Annotated in this window: 19 protein-coding genes; all 19 read right to left on the reverse strand. The window is 37.4% G+C overall.

Going from position 1 to position 19,530, the window contains the following annotated elements:
• Nucleotides 1-2: 2 nt before the first annotated feature.
• The 19 genes from IPM14_14245 to IPM14_14335 all read right to left on the reverse strand — a co-directional run bounded on the left by IPM14_14245 (nt 3) and on the right by IPM14_14335 (nt 19,529).
• Entirely contained in the window at nt 3-1,040 is a 1,038-nt protein-coding gene (locus tag IPM14_14245; protein ID MBK9099248.1) for an AI-2E family transporter, read from the reverse strand.
• A 19-nt stretch (nt 1,041-1,059) separates the two neighbouring features.
• Complete coding sequence (locus tag IPM14_14250; protein MBK9099249.1) at nt 1,060-1,632, reverse strand: outer membrane beta-barrel protein; 573 nt, start codon at nt 1,630-1,632, stop codon at nt 1,060-1,062.
• Between the two features lie 42 nt (nt 1,633-1,674).
• Entirely contained in the window at nt 1,675-3,114 is a 1,440-nt protein-coding gene (locus IPM14_14255) for a DUF3943 domain-containing protein (GenBank protein ID MBK9099250.1), read from the reverse strand.
• Nucleotides 3,115-3,408: 294 nt separating this feature from the next.
• A complete protein-coding gene (locus IPM14_14260; GenBank protein ID MBK9099251.1) occupies nt 3,409-3,753 on the reverse strand; it encodes a DUF4136 domain-containing protein in 345 nt (114 codons plus the stop codon).
• Between the two features lie 20 nt (nt 3,754-3,773).
• The gene (locus IPM14_14265; protein ID MBK9099252.1) at nt 3,774-3,965 is read right to left on the reverse strand and encodes a hypothetical protein; all 192 of its coding nucleotides are present in this window, start codon (nt 3,963-3,965) and stop codon (nt 3,774-3,776) included.
• 37 nt (nt 3,966-4,002) lie between these two features.
• Nucleotides 4,003-4,584, reverse strand: coding sequence for an outer membrane beta-barrel protein (locus IPM14_14270; GenBank protein MBK9099253.1), 582 nt, complete (start codon nt 4,582-4,584; stop codon nt 4,003-4,005).
• Between the two features lie 9 nt (nt 4,585-4,593).
• The gene (locus tag IPM14_14275; GenBank protein MBK9099254.1) at nt 4,594-5,838 is read right to left on the reverse strand and encodes a glycerophosphodiester phosphodiesterase; all 1,245 of its coding nucleotides are present in this window, start codon (nt 5,836-5,838) and stop codon (nt 4,594-4,596) included.
• An 11-nt stretch (nt 5,839-5,849) separates the two neighbouring features.
• Nucleotides 5,850-6,569: a hypothetical protein gene (locus IPM14_14280; GenBank protein MBK9099255.1), complete on the reverse strand. Its 720-nt coding sequence runs from the start codon at nt 6,567-6,569 to the stop codon at nt 5,850-5,852.
• 112 nt (nt 6,570-6,681) lie between these two features.
• Nucleotides 6,682-7,152: a hypothetical protein gene (locus tag IPM14_14285; protein ID MBK9099256.1), complete on the reverse strand. Its 471-nt coding sequence runs from the start codon at nt 7,150-7,152 to the stop codon at nt 6,682-6,684.
• Nucleotides 7,153-7,187: 35 nt separating this feature from the next.
• On the reverse strand, nt 7,188-7,820 hold the full coding sequence (locus tag IPM14_14290) for an outer membrane beta-barrel protein (protein ID MBK9099257.1): 633 nt from the start codon (nt 7,818-7,820) through the stop codon (nt 7,188-7,190).
• Nucleotides 7,821-7,885: 65 nt separating this feature from the next.
• Nucleotides 7,886-8,488 (reverse strand): DUF4136 domain-containing protein, encoded by a 603-nt coding sequence (locus IPM14_14295; protein ID MBK9099258.1) that lies wholly within the window; start codon nt 8,486-8,488, stop codon nt 7,886-7,888.
• Nucleotides 8,489-8,704: 216 nt separating this feature from the next.
• A complete protein-coding gene (locus IPM14_14300) occupies nt 8,705-11,077 on the reverse strand; it encodes an arylsulfatase (GenBank protein MBK9099259.1) in 2,373 nt (790 codons plus the stop codon).
• Nucleotides 11,078-11,374: 297 nt separating this feature from the next.
• Nucleotides 11,375-11,965: a hypothetical protein gene (locus IPM14_14305; GenBank protein MBK9099260.1), complete on the reverse strand. Its 591-nt coding sequence runs from the start codon at nt 11,963-11,965 to the stop codon at nt 11,375-11,377.
• Between the two features lie 97 nt (nt 11,966-12,062).
• The gene (locus tag IPM14_14310; protein MBK9099261.1) at nt 12,063-14,417 is read right to left on the reverse strand and encodes an arylsulfatase; all 2,355 of its coding nucleotides are present in this window, start codon (nt 14,415-14,417) and stop codon (nt 12,063-12,065) included.
• 151 nt (nt 14,418-14,568) lie between these two features.
• The gene (locus IPM14_14315; protein MBK9099262.1) at nt 14,569-15,909 is read right to left on the reverse strand and encodes a T9SS type A sorting domain-containing protein; all 1,341 of its coding nucleotides are present in this window, start codon (nt 15,907-15,909) and stop codon (nt 14,569-14,571) included.
• Between the two features lie 271 nt (nt 15,910-16,180).
• Entirely contained in the window at nt 16,181-16,732 is a 552-nt protein-coding gene (locus IPM14_14320) for a TetR/AcrR family transcriptional regulator (GenBank protein MBK9099263.1), read from the reverse strand.
• A gap of 3 nt (nt 16,733-16,735) precedes the next feature.
• The gene (locus IPM14_14325; GenBank protein ID MBK9099264.1) at nt 16,736-17,671 is read right to left on the reverse strand and encodes a tetratricopeptide repeat protein; all 936 of its coding nucleotides are present in this window, start codon (nt 17,669-17,671) and stop codon (nt 16,736-16,738) included.
• Nucleotides 17,635-18,969 (reverse strand): hypothetical protein, encoded by a 1,335-nt coding sequence (locus IPM14_14330; protein MBK9099265.1) that lies wholly within the window; start codon nt 18,967-18,969, stop codon nt 17,635-17,637. The genes IPM14_14325 and IPM14_14330 overlap by 37 nt, the downstream gene beginning before the upstream one ends.
• 5 nt (nt 18,970-18,974) lie before the next feature.
• Nucleotides 18,975-19,529: a Rieske (2Fe-2S) protein gene (locus IPM14_14335; GenBank protein ID MBK9099266.1), complete on the reverse strand. Its 555-nt coding sequence runs from the start codon at nt 19,527-19,529 to the stop codon at nt 18,975-18,977.
• Nucleotide 19,530 lies beyond the last annotated feature (1 nt).

Below are 19,530 nucleotides of genomic sequence, written 5' to 3' on the forward strand. Positions count from 1 at the left end.
AGCTATTCCGTCTTTTCAGGACCAAGTAGAATTGCAAGCCACCGGGTTTCATCAGAACTATCAAGAGCTATTTTTATGGCGATAGTGAGTGGAACCGAAAGCAGCATACCAATCGGCCCAAGAATCCATCCCCAAAAAATAAGAGATAAGAATACAACAAGAGTGGAAAGTCCCAAACCTTTACCCATAAATTTTGGTTCAAGAATATTCCCCATAATTGTATTAATGACAATATAGCCGAGCAATACTATCAATGCTTTGCCGAATCCAATCTGGATTATGGTCAAAAGCACAGGTGGAATTAACGCAATTATGGAACCGATATTAGGAATGAAGTTGAGCGCAAAAGCAAGCACAGCCCAGAGCAGGGGATAATCAACTCCAACTATTATCAGTAGAATATAGACGAGTAAACCAGTCCCTAAACTGATAAATGTTTTAATAGCGATATATTTATTTATGTTATGAGTAACATCCTTGATTCTTGAAAGAGAATTTTCCGGATCGCTGGACATTTTTTTGATTTTTATTGGAAGGCTAACTTCTTCGAGCATGATGAAAATCACTGTAAGCAGAATAAGAAACCCGTTTGTGAATAGATTACTCACCTGGTTAAAAGTATCTCCCACAATTTGAAATATTACAGCCGGATTAAATGCATTTGTAATCTCGAAATCGGACTCGATGAATCCTTTTTCTATCAGCCAGGTTATGATTGCCTGTGTCTGGCTCTGCAGTTTTTCTTCATAAAGAGGTAATCTTGTTGAAAAGTCAGTTACAGATGTACCGATTAGCAGTCCGATCAAAAAAATGAAACCTAAAAAGATGAGAATTATCAGAACGAGAGCAATGCCTCTCGGAATTTTTTTCTCTTGCAGCCAGATAAATGGAGGCAGTGCAATAATGGATATAAATAAAGACAGAAGGAATGGAACCACAATTGATTCGGCTGCTTTCATGCCGGCAACAATGATTACAAAGCTGGCAAGAATCACCATTACCTGAAAACTTTTTCCTGTTTTATTGATTGGCCCAGTCATGCTTTATTGAATTTGAATATTAATTGCCAAATGCGTAACCCAATCCAATTGTATATTCAAAACCAGTATTCATTGCATCGTCGTCATAAAAATTAGATTGATAATTTACACCTGCATCAACACTGATGTTTTCTATAACATTTATCGTAAACCCTAAACCGACCTGCCAGGCAAACTTAACAAGATTCTCTGCTTCATTCTCTCCAACAATATCACCATTCGTAAAAACTAAATTTAAACCGGTCATAAACTGGACAAATGGCATAAACATATTGTCAACAAAATAATATCTTCCACCTGCTTCGATAGGAATCATTGTCAGATAAGCATCTTCATTCATCATATCATCATTAAGTTTATTGCTGATGATGCCAGTTCGCATCATAAGATAATTATGATCAGGAAAAGCGATTCCATAACCAAGGTAACCACCTGAAGCATTTGACCAGACATTTCCAAAATTTCCGATATTCCTGATGTACAATCCTTCAACGAATATTCTGTTTTTAAGATAATTATCGGATTGTGCCGAACCGGAAAATAATGCAGCGGCTGAAATTAAAATTATTATTGTTAAAATTATTTTTTTCATATTGAAATTCCTTTAAAAGAAATTCTGTTTATTCTCAAATAATTATAAGTCAAGTATAGCAGTTCTGAAAAATATTCTTCCAACAGGATGAGTTTTGAAAACATCGCTGGCTTCTCTGCTGTATTCGACGCCGTTGATAATACCTTCATAAGAATCATAATAACTGTTTCTCCAGTAAACTCCTGTGCTGAATCCGATTGAGAAATATTTTGTAATTGGATATTGTGCCTCCAGTATCAGGAAGTGAATGTGATGTTTGGAATTATCAGGCTGCGATTGTGTCCAAAGCCAGGCACCGTAGTACATCACACTAACATAATTCCAGATGCCATTTTGAACAGCAGCATAAAGTCTAGTTCCAACACCCGGTCCAAAGTCATTTGCTCTGCCTTCAACGTCAATGTAGTAATCGTTTGGAGTAGCTGCCATCATCATTCCATTTATTCCTACACGCGTTATGATATTAGTTTTTTCCCCAATGGGAAAAACAGAAGACAGGTGAGGGAATATCTGAGTTGAACCGAATAAAAAGCCCTTGTATGTGGTATCATTTTCTGAAATTTCTTCTTTTATTAGATCATTAAAATTGAAATCGAGACTAACATCAAAGCGGTGCTTGTTGTTTTCCAATTCCCAGCCAAATAAAAATCCTGTACTATTCATTGTCGTCAAATGAGGTTTATTAGAAGCGATTGCAAATTCAAATCCGAAAAAATCAAATGGTTTTTTTACTTTGAAACGATTTCCGTAAGCTATATTCAATGTAAAGAGTCCTTCGACCTCTTTAGAAGTATAATGTTCATCTCCATCTTTATCCATTGATCTTGAGCCACCATCGAATGTAATTAGAAAATTTTTTGGTCTGCTCCATTCCGGGTTATCAAAACTTTGTCCCATCTCTCCGGAAATTGCTCTGTTAAATCCTCTCACAGGATTGAGTAACGATCCCCAGATCTCTGACCAGACTCTTTCTGAACCAGTTGCTCGATTATCTGTAACCATAGATGATAATCTGTAAAGTATTTCTCCAAGGTTAGCACCTCCAACGCCCGTGTATATCCAGTCATTGAATGAAGGTCGGAAAGTTTCACCAAAGAATTCCCACACAGCACTACCTGTAAGAGAAAAGGCAGATGATCCCCAGAAATCATATCCGTTTGTTCTTCCGGCATTAAAAAATAAAGCGCCGTGATATGGATGTGAAAAGTTGTTTGTCAGGAAATTATCTCCATCGTACTCAAATCCGTTTTGCAGGTTGCTCCACCAGGTTTTTGAAGAAACATTAGCCCAATTATCTTCGGGATCTTCCCATGTTCTGAACCACTTAGCGAGTGCCCACGGGATAAACTCAAGAATAGCTACTTCACCGACTCCAACCCAAAAATGCTTTTCGGATTCCCATGGTATAAAGTCTCCGTTATTTAAATTGTTCGGGAGATTAACTGAACCCCATTTGTTAACTGATTCTGACTTATGTACCAAACTTTTCTGGTATTTAGAATCCCCATTATTATTTAAATAATAGCTGGTCAAATACAATGATTCATTTGTTTCTGATTCTGCTTCACCCCTCTTGTTGAATTTGCTATCCTGCGCAATGTTACTAGAGGACAAGAGGAAGGTAAGCAGGAGCAAATATCGGGTTGATAGTTTAAAACCGTGCGAATGTATCATATAAATGTGCTCTCACTTAGAAAAATTTATAGCAATGAGATGTTAAAATAATTAACGCGAAATAATTAGTTCTTATTTCCAAAAAATTAAAATAAAATAATTTTACTTGTCAGATTTATCTGGTGGAAACTGAGCTAATATTTTATTTACTGCATTATTAATATTTTCAGTCCTTTCCTCAACAGTTGGGGATTGTTCCATCGCACCCGAACCGATTCCACGCCAAACTAACTTTTGCTCTGCCATATCGATGATGTCAATAACTAATGTTCCTTCATCGTACTGAGTTACATCAACTCCACCTGTACCATACATTCCGGGTCTGCCCCAGTAACCATAACCATATCCGTATCCATAAGATTGAATATTCGTTTTGGTTTTTGAGCTAAACATTAGTGCAATTCCGAAATCTGCCTTGTCTGCAACTGTATAACCCTTTGCATCCAATTCATTCTTTATTGCAGCACCTAATTTATCAGCACCTGAGGCTGATCGATTCCAGCTTCTGAGGAAAGAGGTATGAAACCATAAGTTTTCAGTTTTGAAAAATCATATTCAGGATCATAGTCCTGATTTACTGAAATGCTTGAACATCCTGTACAAATCAAAGTAGCAATTAAAAGAATCAAAAATGAAAAGATGTTTTTAAACGAATACATAGTTAACTCCTTAAGAAATTTATTAATTAAATATTACTTACCATTTGAGAAAATCATATACAAATAAAAACTGCAAGGCTACAGTCTGATCCTGAAGCTTTGAGAAATATGAATAAAGTAACTCTCCACCAATTGCCATTGACTCATTCAAAGGATATGTATATGAAATTCCTGTATGTGCACCAATGCTTAATTGATGGCTGCTGATTTCCTCGCCGAATGATTCTCCCGAATTATAAAGTAAGTAAACGCCTGATCCGGCGCTCAATTTGATATTGGGTAAAATCTTCATGGAAAAAATTATGAACACCGGTATTGTATACATGGATGCTGATAGATCTGTTGTATCAAATTCAGTTACATAACCATCGTAATTAAATGAATACAGATATTGATAACCAGTCTCAAGTCCGATGCTTAATAAGTATTCCGGATTCCACATAACACGAACTGTTCCGGAGAAACCGTTTTTATTTAGATCTTCATAATCCATTGTTGTAAAGTATCTTGAATAACCAACTCCTATTTCAGTTGAAAGAGAATATGTAGTATCATTCAACTGCGGGAAAACCATACAGGAAAGTATTGTCACGAGCATTAATATTTTTAATAAGTTCATAGTGATTCTCTACTCTTGAATATAATGGAAGTATGAAACAATGGTGGGATAGTTTGTAAGAATGCCATCAAACTGACCTTCGTTAATAAATTGTTCGATATAATTTTCGTCATCCAGTGTCCAGGTAAAAACTTTTCTTCCTTCTGACTGCATTTGCTGAACGGTTGAAGTTTGAGTCCCCTGAGTCCATCTTGGAGCCCAAATCATTGAGTTCGCCTCTCTAACCTGATCAATTGATAATTCACATAGTGATGGCACATCTTGATAGTTGGGCTGAGCAAGAAATCCTTCATAAATATCATCCGCAGGAATACCAAGATATATTTTCAGATCTCTTCCCATTAATAATGCACGCTCATTAATTTCGGTAAGGAGAGCAATTGACGCAGGAATAACATCAACATCTTTTGTGTCAAGCCAGACTGTTTCAATATTCGTTTCCTCCAGTGTAAATTCAAGAGCTTCACGGAGAGAAGGAATCCTTTCTCCATTTCTAAGAGTAATTAGAGTTCTGAGCTGTGCCCAGGTAAAATCTTCAATATTTCCCCAGATTAAACTTTTCTGGCAAAGGCGAAGATTAATATCACCGTCATGATAAATGAATGGCACACCATCTTTCGAAAGTCTCGCATCAATTTCAATTCCTGTAGTGCCAAATCTTTCGGCAATGCTAATCATTTCGATTGAATTTTCTGATACACCAAGATAGTCTGAATTTCTTCCGCCGCCACGATGGGCCAGAATATTGAAATTTCCTTGCTTTACTTTCTGACTAAAAGGTCTTTTGTATTTTAGCGTTAATGGATTAGCAGCTAATTCATTTCCAACACCATACTCACCCACAAATTTTATTGTGCTATCGGGAGTATTAGATAGGATATTGCTTCCTCCTTCATCCGCAGGAATATAAAATGTTGCTGCACCGGTTTCCAGATTCGTAGAATATCTCCAATATCCAAAAAAGAAGATAACTGAATCAAGATAGCCGCTTTCAAGCACAAGGTAACCACCATTCTTTTTTGCGAAGATGGATAATCTGTCCCTGTTCCATTTAACCACAACCTGATCACCAAGCAGATCGGTTCCTGTAGTTACTTCATATACACCTTCCATAATTGGCTTCACATTGTCAGGAAGGGGATAGGTTTGATCAAGAAAGCCGCTCGCATCAACTACAGGTGTAATTACTTCCACTTCATTATTACACGAGTAGATAAATAAAAAGCTTGTAAGTAGAATAAATATTTTTTTCATATCTGATATTCTCAAAAAATAAATGTAAAAGTTGCTTCAGGGATATAGAACGATCTGTCAAATGTTGAGAACGCAGCCCACATCGGGTAATAAAATTTTAGGAATGTGGATCTCACACCAAGAACAACATAATTATCTTTCCAGAATGGCTGCTCAAGATAAATTCCGATAGTCCATCCATTGAAAAAATCCAGATCGTTTTCGATTTCTGATTCGCCATTTTTTGATTGCTCTGCAAGATTAAAGACGAGTTCTGATTTTACAGATAGAGTAAACTTTTCAAATTGGTATCCTGCACTGATGTTCGGATACAACGCCCATCCGTTAAACTTGGTATCGAAACCAAATTGCTCAAGCTTTCCGAAATAGTATGACAAATCAGTTCCAACAGAAAAACCGATACGATCAATTTCATAGTTCCATTTGGGACCTAACATAAAGTTGAATGTCACTATGTTGGTCTCAACACTTCCTTCAGCTAAAAAGTTTTCAGGTAAACCATATTTTATTCGGTAAGAAAAAAGCGGTGCTCTGAAAACGTCATCAGTTTCTACAACATCTTCGGGAAGTTTCGCCAGTGCCAACCCCAAAGAACTTACAATCTGACCTGATTGATAAGTGTGCGGATAGAAAAAAGTATTCTCGTTAAAATTTAGTTGCTGAGCAGAGGTAGCTGAGGCGAAGTAAAAAAAAGATATAAAAGTTATTAGTGTTAGTAAAGTTATTTTCATTAAGATACCTAATTATTTTTTTTGCCCGATTTAAATTAGCACTTTAAATCAACAGATAGTAAAACAAAAAAACCGGTTGAAATTTATTCCAACCGGTTAATATTTTTCAGTCTTATTTACCGCCCGGCTTTTTTGCCAGGGGAAGATTTGAGTTAATGCTCAAATCTACCAGCAGCTGTATTTCGTATTCAAGCTGCATATACTTGGCTGCTACAATTGGACCTAAAGCTTCCGCAAATTTTTTGTGATATTTTTTATTCAGATCTAATCTGTCATCCTGAAAATCAAAAGCATTTTCAATAAGTTCTTTTGCTTTTTCGTCACTCATTACATCGTAATTTGCTGCGAAGTCTTTGATGTTCGCTATACGTTTTTCAGATAATTTATCGAGATCAAATTCAAATTCTTTATAGATAGGCCAGAAGGCTGCTGACTGAGTTTCATCGAATTGCATGACCTCAGTAATGATGGCTTTTTTATCTGTCTTTAAATCAGATTTAAGAAGCTCGATATAGCTGTCCATATCCTGAGCAATTACGCTTGTGAATGCCAACAGGAATGATATTAAAATTAATTTTTTCATTATTAACCTTTCTGAAATATTTTATTCAACAAATTCTATGGTTCCCAAATAAAGCCAACGTTTATAGCCCAGTAAGAATTATTTATATCGTTACCGATAGCATCTTGACCGGAAAAATACATATTGTACTTTCCATTAATCAATAAACCAAAATCTCGTTCAACAGGAATTGCAACACCGACTTCCGGTGCAACACCCCATTGCCATTGATCATTATTCCATAAGAAAATTCCAACAGCTTTTTCCTGAAGCATGATTGATCCGCCCGCATTCAAACCGATATATGGTCTTAATTGTTTTCTTTCACCAAAGTAGTAATGGATATTTGCCATAATAGGGAATGAATTAATAGTATTGTCTTGCGTTCCGTAAATGGCTCCCGGAGGATCAGTGTTGAGTTCAGTAAGTCCGGTTACTCTCTCATACATAGTATTCCAGCCGAAATACAATCCGACAGATAAATTCTTTTGAAGCATATAGCGATAATCTAATCCCATTCCCCACCAGCCGATATCTCCGATAATGTCTTTGGTATCGCCTGATGGAACAGAAACAGAATAGGTAAGAGCTCCATACCATTGCTCTCTTTGTGCGTAGCTGCTGCTGAACAGCAAAATTGTTAAAGCAAATACTGTAAGTAATTGCCAAAATTTTTTATGATTATTCATCTTGTTATCCTTATAAATTTTAATTTCAATTATTAATTGATGATATAATTTCTTTATATCGCTGGTTATTTACCTGTGCCCAGATACGGTGATTGACTAAATGCCTGCTCTATACCTGCGTTTACGCGTGATAGCGTGCCAGCATTAGAATCACCAAGCAATCCGTTCATTGCTGCAACCCACAGACCCGTTCTTGCTTCAGTAGCATCATTATCGAGCATTGCAATGAGTAATGTTCCGGTATCGTAAGTGTAGTAAACAGGGTAACACCACCCGTAATAAGGATACCACCAACCATACCACCAGTCATAGTAACATCCGCCAGAAACCCAGCTTGTGGTTGTTATAACTGAAAAAACAATAACATCTGCAGCAGCAGGTGTTGCCGCTTCAGTAAAGCCATAACCTTCCAGTTCATCCTTTACTTTGTCTATGATATTCTGATCATTTGCACCGACATCTACAATAGGATTGCCCTCATCATCCAGCCTGTAAATAGTATCGGGCATTGCATAAGTAAGCTTTGTGGAAAAATCAGCTTCTTTATCGTAGAATGTTGCTACGATATCTGTATCACTGTAAGTTAATTCATCGCCCGGATAACATGATTGCAATACAACTATTGCAGCGGCGATAAATATGATTAAGCTCAATGTAGTTTTTCTCATTGATTTTACCTTTCTGTTTATATGTTTGTTAATTCTAATGAAATAGTCTCTTAATAATGAAGGCTCAAAGTTTAAAGTAATTGTCTTTGTTAATTTATCTTTTTTTTGCTTATAAATTAAAATCTATAAAAGTAGCTGAAAATAGGTACTTAGTCCTATTAAAAAGCCCAAACTCAGAGATAAAGTTTGGGCTGTTCATAGTAACTGAAGACTTAGTTAAATTTTTGCCGGAGCAATATTAATGATTACCTTGTGAATCTTTCCAGTGAATTTGTTATCTCTTTCCTTGTAATCGTTGGATACATTCGTTTCACTATCTATACCAACATCAGCACCTTCATCACCCGAAAATGCGAACGGCTGAGTTTTAGGAACATATCCCTCTGCAACTTTATTTCCATCGATGTACAAAATTGATTTACCTCCTAAACCGGGCTTGGGGCCGTCGGAAATAAATTCATATTTGATCGAATGTTTTCCTATTGGGATGGAAGTCGAGGATGAAATATTAGTGCGCTCCAGTCCGAAGAAGTTATATTCGTGATGAACTTTACCATTTTTCATATAAATTACCCATCCGCCGAATCGACCACCCTGAGAGATGATCACACCACTTTCATTATTCTTTTTCAATTCAACTTCTGCGGTAATAGTATATGATTTATTTTTAATATTAATGAAAGCATTTTCCATCATACCAGTCATTCCTTCATAGACGGTCAATGAAGTTCGTTTGCCCATCAGATCAGGTCTTCCGGCAATTGAAGGATCGAATCTTTCTGATCTCCGGTCGTCAATTGGCAAAACGTGATATTTTTCAGCTTCTTTCATAAATAAATCCTGAAGCTCTTTCAATTTTTCGGGATTTTGTGATGCTAAATTATTTGCCTGGCTGAAATCTTCGTCTATGTTATAAAGTTCCCAAACATCATCAGAAAATTTTGGAAGTTGAGCCAGCAGCCATGGAATCGAATGACGTGCAGCCGCAACCCATCCTTCGTGATAGATTGCCCTATTGCCGAACATTTCAAAATATTGAGTTGTCCTTTTGTCTTTTGCTGTTGCATCTTCAAATGTGTACATCATCGAAACTCCATCCATTGGATACTGCTCAACTCCATTTACAATTTTTGGTTCGGGAAGTTTACAGGCTTCCAGCACAGTTGGCGCAATATCGATTACATGATGAAACTGCGAGCGAATTTCATTTTTGGATTTTATTCCCTCCGGCCAGTGAACTACCATTCCGTTTCTTGTTCCGCCGAAATGAGATGCTACCTGTTTTGTCCATTGGAAAGGAGTGTTGCCGGCATGGGCCCAGCCAACAGCAAAATGCGGATAAGTCTCAGGGCTTCCCCAATCATCATAGTGGTTCATCATCTGGGAAGCTTGACCAACAATTCCATTTAACGCCATCATTTCGTTATAGGTTCCTTCTGGTCCGCCTTCTGCACTTGATCCGTTATCACCAACAATATAAAAGAAAATAGTGTTATCCATCTCTCCCATCTCTTCAAGTGCTTGAACTAATCTGCCAACGTTGTAATCTGTATGTTCACCAAATCCAGCAAAGACTTCCATTTGTCTTGCAAACAATCTTTTCTGATCAGCACTTAAATCATCCCATGCCTGAATTTCTTTTGGTCGTTCTGTAAGACGAGTATCCTGGGGGATTATTCCCAAAGCTTTTTGACGTGAAAAAGTTTCTTCCCTTAACTTATCCCAGCCCTGGTCGAATTTTCCTTTATACTTATCCGCCCATTCTTTGGGAACGTGATGCGGTGCGTGAGTAGCGCCCGGTGCAAAGTAAACATAAAACGGTTTATCTGGAGTTAACGATTGTTGTGCCTGCATAAATTGGATTGCCTGATCAGTCATGTCTTCTGTGAAATGATAGTTAGGATCCTCAGGAGTTTCAATTCTAATAGTACCATTAAAAATTGCCGGTGCCCATTGATTAGTTTCACCACCGATGAATCCATAAAATTTATCGAAGCCTGAACGGGTTGGCCATCTATCATATGGACCGGAAACAGAAACTTCCCAAGGAGCTGTTTCATGATATTTGCCGAATGCAGCAGTGCTGAATCCGTTCTGTCTTAAAATTTCCGCCAGCGGTGTAACGCTGTTCGGACGAACACCGGTATTTCCAGGAAATCCTGTCGCCAATTCCATTATGGCACCTGCATTATTTACATGATGATTGCGTCCGGTTAATAGAGCAACTCGAGTCGGCGAGCATAACGCCGTTGTATGAAACCTGTTGTAACGCAAACCATTGCTTGCAAGTCTGTCAAGCGTCGGCATATTGATTGGACCTCCAAATGCACTTGAGTGACCGAATCCGATGTCATCGATTAAAACAATTACAACATTCGGTGCACCTTCAGGCGCTTTAACTTCGAACCTCTCAGGTGGAGTTGCATCCCTTGCATCAAGTTCTTTGTAAGTCGGTGGAGTTGGTTCTTTGATTGGAAGAATTGTTCTGTCAAGTTCACCACTAGTTGTTTGTCTATCAGTACCTTCCTGACAACCAAAAAAAAATGCGAAAAGCAGAAGTAGTGGGATTAATGCAAATATTTTTTTCATACGGTTTCCTTCTAAATAGTCTGTGATTTTCCAGAGAAGAAGTGTTAAAAATTATTTAATTGACACCTGATTAATATATTCAATTAATTGTTGTGCAAATGAAAAGGTAGATAACATAAACATTTGCAGGAAGAGCAGCTTAAGAAAATATTTTTTCTGCATTGAATTACGCTTTATAATATATTTTAAGAATAAACTGGATAAACTTACCAAAAAACCAATTAAATGTAGTCGCTATTGATGCACAAATAAATAGTTACTTTGTCCTATGTTGATAAACCTCTCTGATTAGTTGAATTACTTAATAACTAATGGCGCCTTCAACGGAATTTCCGCGAGTGTGCCGGCCGGAACCTGAATATGATTTTTACCAGCACTTAAAAGTGCTAATCCACCTGCTATCGCAGCACCTTCACCTGCACCACCAAATGCAGCACCGATAAGAGCACCAGCACCTACAGTCTTTGCTGTATTTCCTTTTCCGCCTTCAACTCCAATCGGATCAGTAACTATTGGGGTCAGTTGTCCGTTCACCATAATATCGGTGAATTGAAAAGTAAGCTTTGATCCGCCCAAAACTCTACCACCACGGCACTCAATTATTTTTCCGTAAACAGGTGAACCTTTCGGTGAAATTACTTTACCATTATAAATAAAATCGACTTCCAGGATTGATTTGAATGTCGATCCAGCCGGGTTTTTGGCAGTGTTAATTGGTTCATTAACATTCACCATAAGTTTGGTTCCTTCGGGAATTGTTAAACTGCTTATCGGTTCAGTGGTAGTAGTAATTTGTGCTGCAGATGAATCTGTTTGAGCTACAGAAACCGATTGCAGATTGCATACAACAAAGGTGAAAATAAAAGCAAAGATTAATTTTAATGACATGAATACCTCTTTAATATTTTAATTACACATTCCCGATTTTTTAATCAACGGTCACCAAAATTGATTACCGTTGATTACTTTAATTATTGAGACTTAACTACTTTTTTCGCTCGATGGTCACGTATTCAATTTTTCCGTTGAACTTAGCCGAAGCTCCGTAATCTGCTACATGGGTACCGTCATCAACACCAATATCCGCCAAATCATCAACAGAGAAAATACCGGGTTGTGTTTTTTCAATTCTCTTTTCTACAACTTTTTTATCATTTACTAAGATGGTACCAATACCACCTTTACCCATTCCGCCACCATCGTACTTAAAGTCGTAAACCAATTTGTAGTTCCCTGGTTTCAATGCTTCAGGTGCGATTATATGTGATGATTCCAACCCAAGGTAATTATATGAAAATGCCGGTTTCCCGTTTTTCATGTAGAAAGACAGACCACCAAATCTTCCGCCCTGGCATACAATTACACCGTTTCCATTTGCATTTACTGCGACTTCTGCAGTGATCGTATACGCTGTATTTCTTAGGTCAATGAAGATATCAACGCCCATTCCTTTCATACCTTCGCCATATGTAATAATATTTCTATTGCCCATAACAGTTGGTCTGCCCATGAGTTCAGCATTGGTTCTTTCGAGCAGGCGATCATCAATCGGCAGCACATGATATTTTTCAGCCTCTTTCATGAACAACGCTTGCATGTCTTTCAGCTTATCTGGATTTTGTGAAGCCAAATCATTAGCAAGACTGAAATCTTCATTTGTATTATATAACTCCCATTTATCTTCCTGCAGGGTATTGAGAGGTTTCTGTAACCATGCTGGTCTGTGAATTGTGCGAGCATACCAGCCATCCTGATACACGCTCCTGTTGCCAAACATTTCAAAGTACTGGACTTTATGTTTTTCTTCCGAACTGGCATCATTAAATGTATAAGCCAAACTTGTACCCTCAATCGGATCCTGTTCTATACCATTTACCATTTTTGGTGCAGGTATTTTTGTAACCTCATAAATGGTTGGAGCAATATCAATTACATGACCAAACTGTGAGCGCAATTCTCCCTTTGCTTTGATACCTTCCGGCCATTGAATAATCATTCCGTTTCTTGTACCTCCAAAATCTGAAGCAACCTGTTTGGTATAGGAGAAAGGTGCATCCATTGCAACTGCCCATCCTGCTGCAAAGTGCGGATAAGTGCTTGGTCCACCCCATTCGTCGTAATGCTTTAACATATCCGGAACTGTTTCGGGAACCGCATTGAAGTAAGTCATTTCACTAAACATACCGTTCATCTGGCCTTCGGCGCTTGCACCATTATCACCGGCAATAAATATTATTACCGTATTATCCATTACACCCAATTTTTCAATTGCTGATATGAGTCTTCCGACTTCGTAATCAGTCTGTTCGGCAAATGCGGCATACACTTCCATCTGGCGGGTAAATAATTTCTTTTCATCGGCTGAAAGTTTTTCCCAGTCTTTAATATCTTTTGGTTTTGGTGCAAGCTTTGTGTTTTCAGGAACTATGCCCAGTTTTATCTGACGTTCTAATGTCAGTTCACGAATCTTGTCCCAGCCCTCATCAAATTTCCCTTTGTATTTTTCAATCCACTCTTTTGGAACATGATGCGGTGCATGGGTTGCGCCTGGTGCAAAGTACATAAAGAAAGGCTTATCGGGAGATAAAGCCTGCTGGTAACGAACCCATGAAATAGCTTGGTTGGTCATGTCGGTGGTAAAGTGATAATTCGGATCTTCCGGAGTTTCAACCAATGTTACTCCGTCATAAATGAGTGGTGCCCATTGATTGGTCTCACCGCCAATGAAGCCATAAAATTTCTCAAAGCCTGAACGTGTTGGCCAACGGTCCTGAGGACCTGAATTTGATATTTCCCATGGTGGTGTTTCATGATACTTACCGAATGCTGCAGTATTGTATCCGTTTTGGCGAAGCACTTCAGCCACTGGTGTAATTGTTTGCGGTCTCACTCCGGTATTTCCAGGAAAGGTTGTAGCAGCTTCAGTAATAGCACCCATATTATTGCTGTGATGATTATACCCGGTAAGTAAAGCCACACGGGTAGGCGAGCAAAGCGCAGTAGTATGAAAACGGTTATACATTAAACCGTTTTTACTAAGTTTATCCATAGTTGGTGTGGTAACAGGTCCGCCAAAAGCTTCGGATACTCCAAAACCCATGTCATCTATTAATATAATTACCACATTGGGTGCACCTTCCGGAGCTTTCACTTCAAATCTTGGAGGAGCAGTGGCATTGCGTGCATCAAGTTCGGTATATGTTTGACGAGTTGGTTCTTTAATTGGAAGAACCGTTCTATCCAACTTACCCGATGAAGTTGTTTTTTCGGTTCCTTCCTGACAGCCAAGAGCTAATAAAATGAAAATTAGCAGGCTAAAGGCTAATAGAGTTTTAGACATAAGTGTTGTTCCTCCTTCATTAAATATGAGTAGATGTATAAATAGTTTAAAGAATATATATTATTATTTATAATATCAAGTTAAGCTATTTTTCCGCAAAAAAGTTTACAAACAATAAATACGCTTCGGAAAAGTTAATTGTTTTTAATGATTACTTTATCAGATTCATTTTTATAGTCTTTACAAATTTACCAGCATTCATCTTAACTAAATAGATACCACTTGCTAATCCAGAAGCATCGAATTGAAGTGTATGCAAACCTGCATTATAAACTTCGTTAGCTAATGTAGAAACTTCCTGACCAAGTGAATTATATAATGTAAGACTTACAAATTCACTTTTCGGGATGGTAAAATTAATTTGTGTAGATGGATTAAAAGGATTCGGATAATTTTGATTCAAAATATATCCATCTGGATTATTTATATCATCATCAACAGAAGTCGAACTTGAAATCTTAACTACAAATCCTCCACCGAATGGAAAATTGTTATTAATCATTTCACCACCAATAACATTTCCATCTGCCGAAATACCCCGTGCATATAAAAACATCCAGTCTGATATTCCTGTAACACCTAGTGAATCCTGTAAAAATGTGCCTAGCAGTACTGAATTAGTCCAACCTGATTGCCAGATAAATGCAAATGGTGAGAAGAAATCTTCAACATGTCCAACTATCACATCATTGTTTGAAACATCTGCACTGTAACCTCTTGCCCAAAGCAATGAGTCTGTAATCATCTGCATTCCGTTTAAGACTGTATATCGAAATGCATAACCTGGTGAAAATCCAGCGGAGGAAGTACCAACCAAGATATTTCCATCAGGACTAATTCCATTGCATTCTCCCGCAGGCCAGCTTGGATCAAAACCTCCCATAAAATGTGGTGCAGGATCCCAATAATATGGTTCCCGATCCGGCTGTCCGGAAGAATCAGCACTCCAGCCAACTATAATTGAACCATCGTTTGAAGCATCATCAGCACGTCCATTCTGTCCATTGATTTGTCCCAGCAGGTGAATAGTAGTATCAGGTAGATTCCAATAGCAAGCTTCAACTTTGTAATTTGGTCTTGCAGCCATTCCAGTCATCAAAGTTCCGGAGGCATTTATGGAATAAGCATATGTATAAAAGTTCGGATCGAATGGCTCGACTCCGTGAATTCCGCCAACTTTATTCCATTGACCGCTTGAATAAAAACCAGCTACCCATGTAGGTTCTCCGTTGGAAAGTGTGTTCGGGTCTAAAAATTTTCCAGCTACAATTCCATCATTTGAAACACCATTTGCTTCAGTATTCTGTCCAAGCAAAACTTTGCCTCCTGCTTCCGTCCACAGGAATGATTCGCCGGCATTGAAATCAAAACCACATGCATAAATACCATTATCCGAAATGCCATTTACGCTTCCTTGTATTTCAAATACCTGAACGGTGTTTTGTGAATAAATTACTTGTGAAAAAATTAGCAGAATGAGAACATATTTCATTTTTATTCCTTTAATTAGTTAATAATAAGTTCAAAGTTTTTACTATTTATATTTATTAAGAAGCTGATGAATAATGTTGAGTCCAAAATTCTCCGGCTTTAATTCTATAGTGAGAATATTAGTTATATTGTAAAAGTTGATGAAAATTTGGTTTGTAAGAATATTTTAATCGAATATGAATAATTTATAATTATCGATTATTAACTTTTGACAGTGGTGTCAAAAAATAGTTGTGATATAGAACTGATAAGTATTAAAGAGCAAATACAATTTATTTCAGTTGATTTGCAATAAGCTTGGTTGTTACCTCGCGGATTTCGATTATTAACTTAATTATCGAATCATAATCCAGCGTTTCCACGGTTATTCTGTTATAAAAGGAATCCCTGAGCAAAGAGTAAACAGCCATCCTGAAATCCTTATCCCCTGATATTCCAAAATCCTTGGACCATAAATCAAGCGTCGCATTATCAACAATATTATTCCCCTGATTGTAAGTGAGCAGGTATTTCGGATTGTTCCGATTTTTCACTAATTGTTTATGGAACAATACTGTAGTTTTATTCTTTGCAATTAAGCTAATAAAATCGGGTATATAATTAGCGCAGTGTTCAAAAACTTTTTCTTTAATTTGATTTGCTAGGTTAATATGCCAGGATAAAAGATCATCGATGAATAAATCAAAATCGCCAAAATAATAATAGAAAGTAGTCCTTGCTGCGCCGACATCTTTAGCAATTTTATCTATGCTCAGATTTTCAGGACCATATAAAGCAAAATGCTCGTAACCCGTTTCTATCCACTTTCTTGCTTTTTCATCCATTGATTAATTATTCAGTCGTTGTGATAAATAATTTAAAAGTTTTTCAATTTCAGGATTGCCTGGAAACTTTTCGTTAAGTTCTTCAGCATACTTCATTGCTCTGGTTAAATCTCCAGCTTTAATATAAAAATCTGCTAAAGCATAAATTATATCGAATTGATTAGGAGAAATGGAATTGGCTTTAAGCAGGGAAGACTCAGCCTTCTTTTGATTGTTTAGATATTGATAAATCAATCCGAGATTATAATAAATTCTTGGATTAACATCAGCTTTAAAAGTTGCTTTCTCAAGAACTTGTGCCGCTTCACTATACCTTTTCTGTTCAGCATACAGTAATCCAAGATAATATTCGCCCTGAGTGTATTCGGAATGATTTTTAATCAGATCAAGAAATAAATTTTCTGCTTCTTTCAACTTCCCCTGGTTGTAGTAAAGCAGTGCAAGGTTTGATTTTGCAGGATACAAATCATTATCCAGCTTTATCGCATCTAAATAAAATTTTTCTGCTTTAGCATAGTCACCTTTGTTGGAATAATAATTCCCAAGGTTGTATTTACCGGAAGGGAAGTCAGCTGTGTATTTTAGTGTTTGAAGATACTCGTCAAGCACCTCATTCAGCTTTTTGAATTGTTCATCAGTAAAAAACTCTTTGCCAACAACAGAAAGTTTTGATGCAGCAGCAATTCGTACCATCCTTATCGGGTCATTCAGCAATGGAAAAATCGTATTTATTAATTTCTGTGCATCATTTGTATTAAAGGCATCGATAGCTCTTTCACGAACCAAAGGCTCAATGTTATAGAGCATTTCTACAACCACCGAGTCAGCCAGAGGATTATTGTAAGCAGATAAATAACTAATTGCAGTCGCTCTTACCATTTCAGGATAAAGATCATTCTTAATTAATCTGATAAGGCTGGTGTGTATTTTTTTATCCAATCTTCCGACCACTGAAAACTTTTATCGGCGTGACAATCGTTGCAGGCATTCGGAACGTTATACTTAATTGAAAGATCCGGTCTTGGAATTCTGAAGCTGTGATCTCTTCTGAAATCAATTCCCATATAATAGTTCCCCGGCATATGACAGGTTTTGCAGAGAGCTCCTTCACCAACCGGAGTCATTTCACCAAATTTATTTTTAACAGGTTCACCTTTTTCATTAGCGTATTTGTGAAAGTGATGCTGAAAAGTGTCATACTCTTCCAGTCGGTGACACTGAGTGCAAAGAGCATTCCCCTCGAACTTGAATTTTATACTATGAGAATCGTGACAATCACTGCACTTTACATCATGCATATACATTTTACTTTGTGTGAACGATGCAAACACATAAACCTCATCAAGTATCTGTCCGTCAGCATAATAGAGCGGGGGAGAAATATTTTGCGGACGATGAAGATTATAATATTCAGCATCACTATGTTCATTCGGACCAAAAGAAGTTCTTCTTGAATGACATGGTGCACAAGCTTCAATATATTGTTTAGAAGTTGTTTCGCTTGTCTTCAATACTAATCCCATATTCCCATCATAATCACGGGAACCTTCAGGAAGTTTTGCCCAGTCGAGATGATCAGAACCGGGACCGTGACAGGCTTCACAGTTTACATTTATATCTGACCAGGTTGTGTTGAAAGAATCTTTTTCCAAATCATAATTTTTCTGCAGATTTGTTGAATGACATTCTGCACACATCCCATTCCAGTTCTGTGATTGATTTGTCCAGTGGAACCAGCTTTCAGGTTTCAACTCCTCTTCGGAATAAACCATTCCCGCCATATCAAACCATCTGTTTTTTTCTGAGTCCCAGGCAATCGGCAGGCATTGATATTTTCCATTTTCAAATGGAATTAAATATTGTTGAAGAGGTATGACTCCAAATGTATGAGTGATTTGAAACTCACTCATCTTTCCACCGATACCTTCAGTGTGCGTAAAAAACTTTCCGTCGCGTTTGTAGAATTTGTGTGTCTTGCCTCTGAATTCAACTTCTACATTATTAAAATCGCCAAGTACAGTTGAATCGTTTGCGATCATCATTGCTCTGTCGTGATCAGAACCTTTCCAGAGTTCATATTCTCTTTGATGACAGCTTATACATTCTTTTCCGCCGACAAACTGTGCTTTTTTTTGATACGATTGTGTAGAAGGAGAGTGAAGAATAAGTGATAAAGGAATCATCAATACGATAATTCCTGTAGCAATAATTCCGGTTAGCTTCCACTTACTTATCATAATAGTTAAACGTACACGACTTGATCTTTACTGAACCGGTTTCTGCTTAGCTTTGTTCCGATGTCAACCATAACTCTTCCACTCTGGATTGTGACAGGGAAGTAATCTAAAGCTGATGGTGCAGGTGGATTCTGGACATTCCCATTAATTTCAAATGCAGAAGCATGGCAGGGACAGATAAATCTTTTTTTATCTTCTTCCCAGTTAATTGAGCAGCCTAAATGAGTACATCTTAAGGACAAAGCCAGAAAACCGCCATCTTCTAATCTAACCAGATAAAATCTTCCTCCTCTGAAAATTGTAACCGAATTTGATTGAAAAGAATTGATATCGCCTGCATCGAATAGTTGTTTTGGTTTTTCATTTTCCTTCTCATCTTTGCCGGTGAAAAGAAATCCGAAGAAGACAGCAGTGAACTCAACTACAGCAACAATCCCTAATCCTTTCCAGAGTTTATTCAGAAACTCACGCCTGCTTTGTACAGGATCTTTGGGCTGAGTTTGTTCAGAAACTTTCGTATCAGTTTGCCTTATTTTTTTCTTTTCTTTTTTTTGCTTCATT

The organism is bacterium (genome assembly GCA_016716565.1).
Classification (GTDB): Bacteria; Bacteroidota; Ignavibacteria; order Ignavibacteriales; family Ignavibacteriaceae; genus IGN2.

Bases quoted from the DNA above. Each gene is read 5' to 3' on its own strand.
- IPM14_14245 (MBK9099248.1), bottom strand. From the start codon at position 1,040: ATGACTGGGCCAATCAATAAAACAGGAAAAAGTTTTCAGGTAATGGTG.
- IPM14_14250 (MBK9099249.1), bottom strand. From the start codon at position 1,632: ATGAAAAAAATAATTTTAACAATAATAATTTTAATTTCAGCCGCTGCA.
- IPM14_14265 (MBK9099252.1), bottom strand. From the start codon at position 3,965: ATGTATTCGTTTAAAAACATCTTTTCATTTTTGATTCTTTTAATTGCT.
- IPM14_14270 (MBK9099253.1), bottom strand. From the start codon at position 4,584: ATGAACTTATTAAAAATATTAATGCTCGTGACAATACTTTCCTGTATG.
- IPM14_14275 (MBK9099254.1), bottom strand. From the start codon at position 5,838: ATGAAAAAAATATTTATTCTACTTACAAGCTTTTTATTTATCTACTCG.
- IPM14_14280 (MBK9099255.1), bottom strand. From the start codon at position 6,569: ATGAAAATAACTTTACTAACACTAATAACTTTTATATCTTTTTTTTAC.
- IPM14_14285 (MBK9099256.1), bottom strand. From the start codon at position 7,152: ATGAAAAAATTAATTTTAATATCATTCCTGTTGGCATTCACAAGCGTA.
- IPM14_14290 (MBK9099257.1), bottom strand. From the start codon at position 7,820: ATGAATAATCATAAAAAATTTTGGCAATTACTTACAGTATTTGCTTTA.
- IPM14_14295 (MBK9099258.1), bottom strand. From the start codon at position 8,488: ATGAGAAAAACTACATTGAGCTTAATCATATTTATCGCCGCTGCAATA.
- IPM14_14300 (MBK9099259.1), bottom strand. From the start codon at position 11,077: ATGAAAAAAATATTTGCATTAATCCCACTACTTCTGCTTTTCGCATTT.
- IPM14_14305 (MBK9099260.1), bottom strand. From the start codon at position 11,965: ATGTCATTAAAATTAATCTTTGCTTTTATTTTCACCTTTGTTGTATGC.
- IPM14_14310 (MBK9099261.1), bottom strand. From the start codon at position 14,417: ATGTCTAAAACTCTATTAGCCTTTAGCCTGCTAATTTTCATTTTATTA.
- IPM14_14315 (MBK9099262.1), bottom strand. From the start codon at position 15,909: ATGAAATATGTTCTCATTCTGCTAATTTTTTCACAAGTAATTTATTCA.
- IPM14_14320 (MBK9099263.1), bottom strand. From the start codon at position 16,732: ATGGATGAAAAAGCAAGAAAGTGGATAGAAACGGGTTACGAGCATTTT.
- IPM14_14330 (MBK9099265.1), bottom strand. From the start codon at position 18,969: ATGATAAGTAAGTGGAAGCTAACCGGAATTATTGCTACAGGAATTATC.
- IPM14_14335 (MBK9099266.1), bottom strand. From the start codon at position 19,529: ATGAAGCAAAAAAAAGAAAAGAAAAAAATAAGGCAAACTGATACGAAA.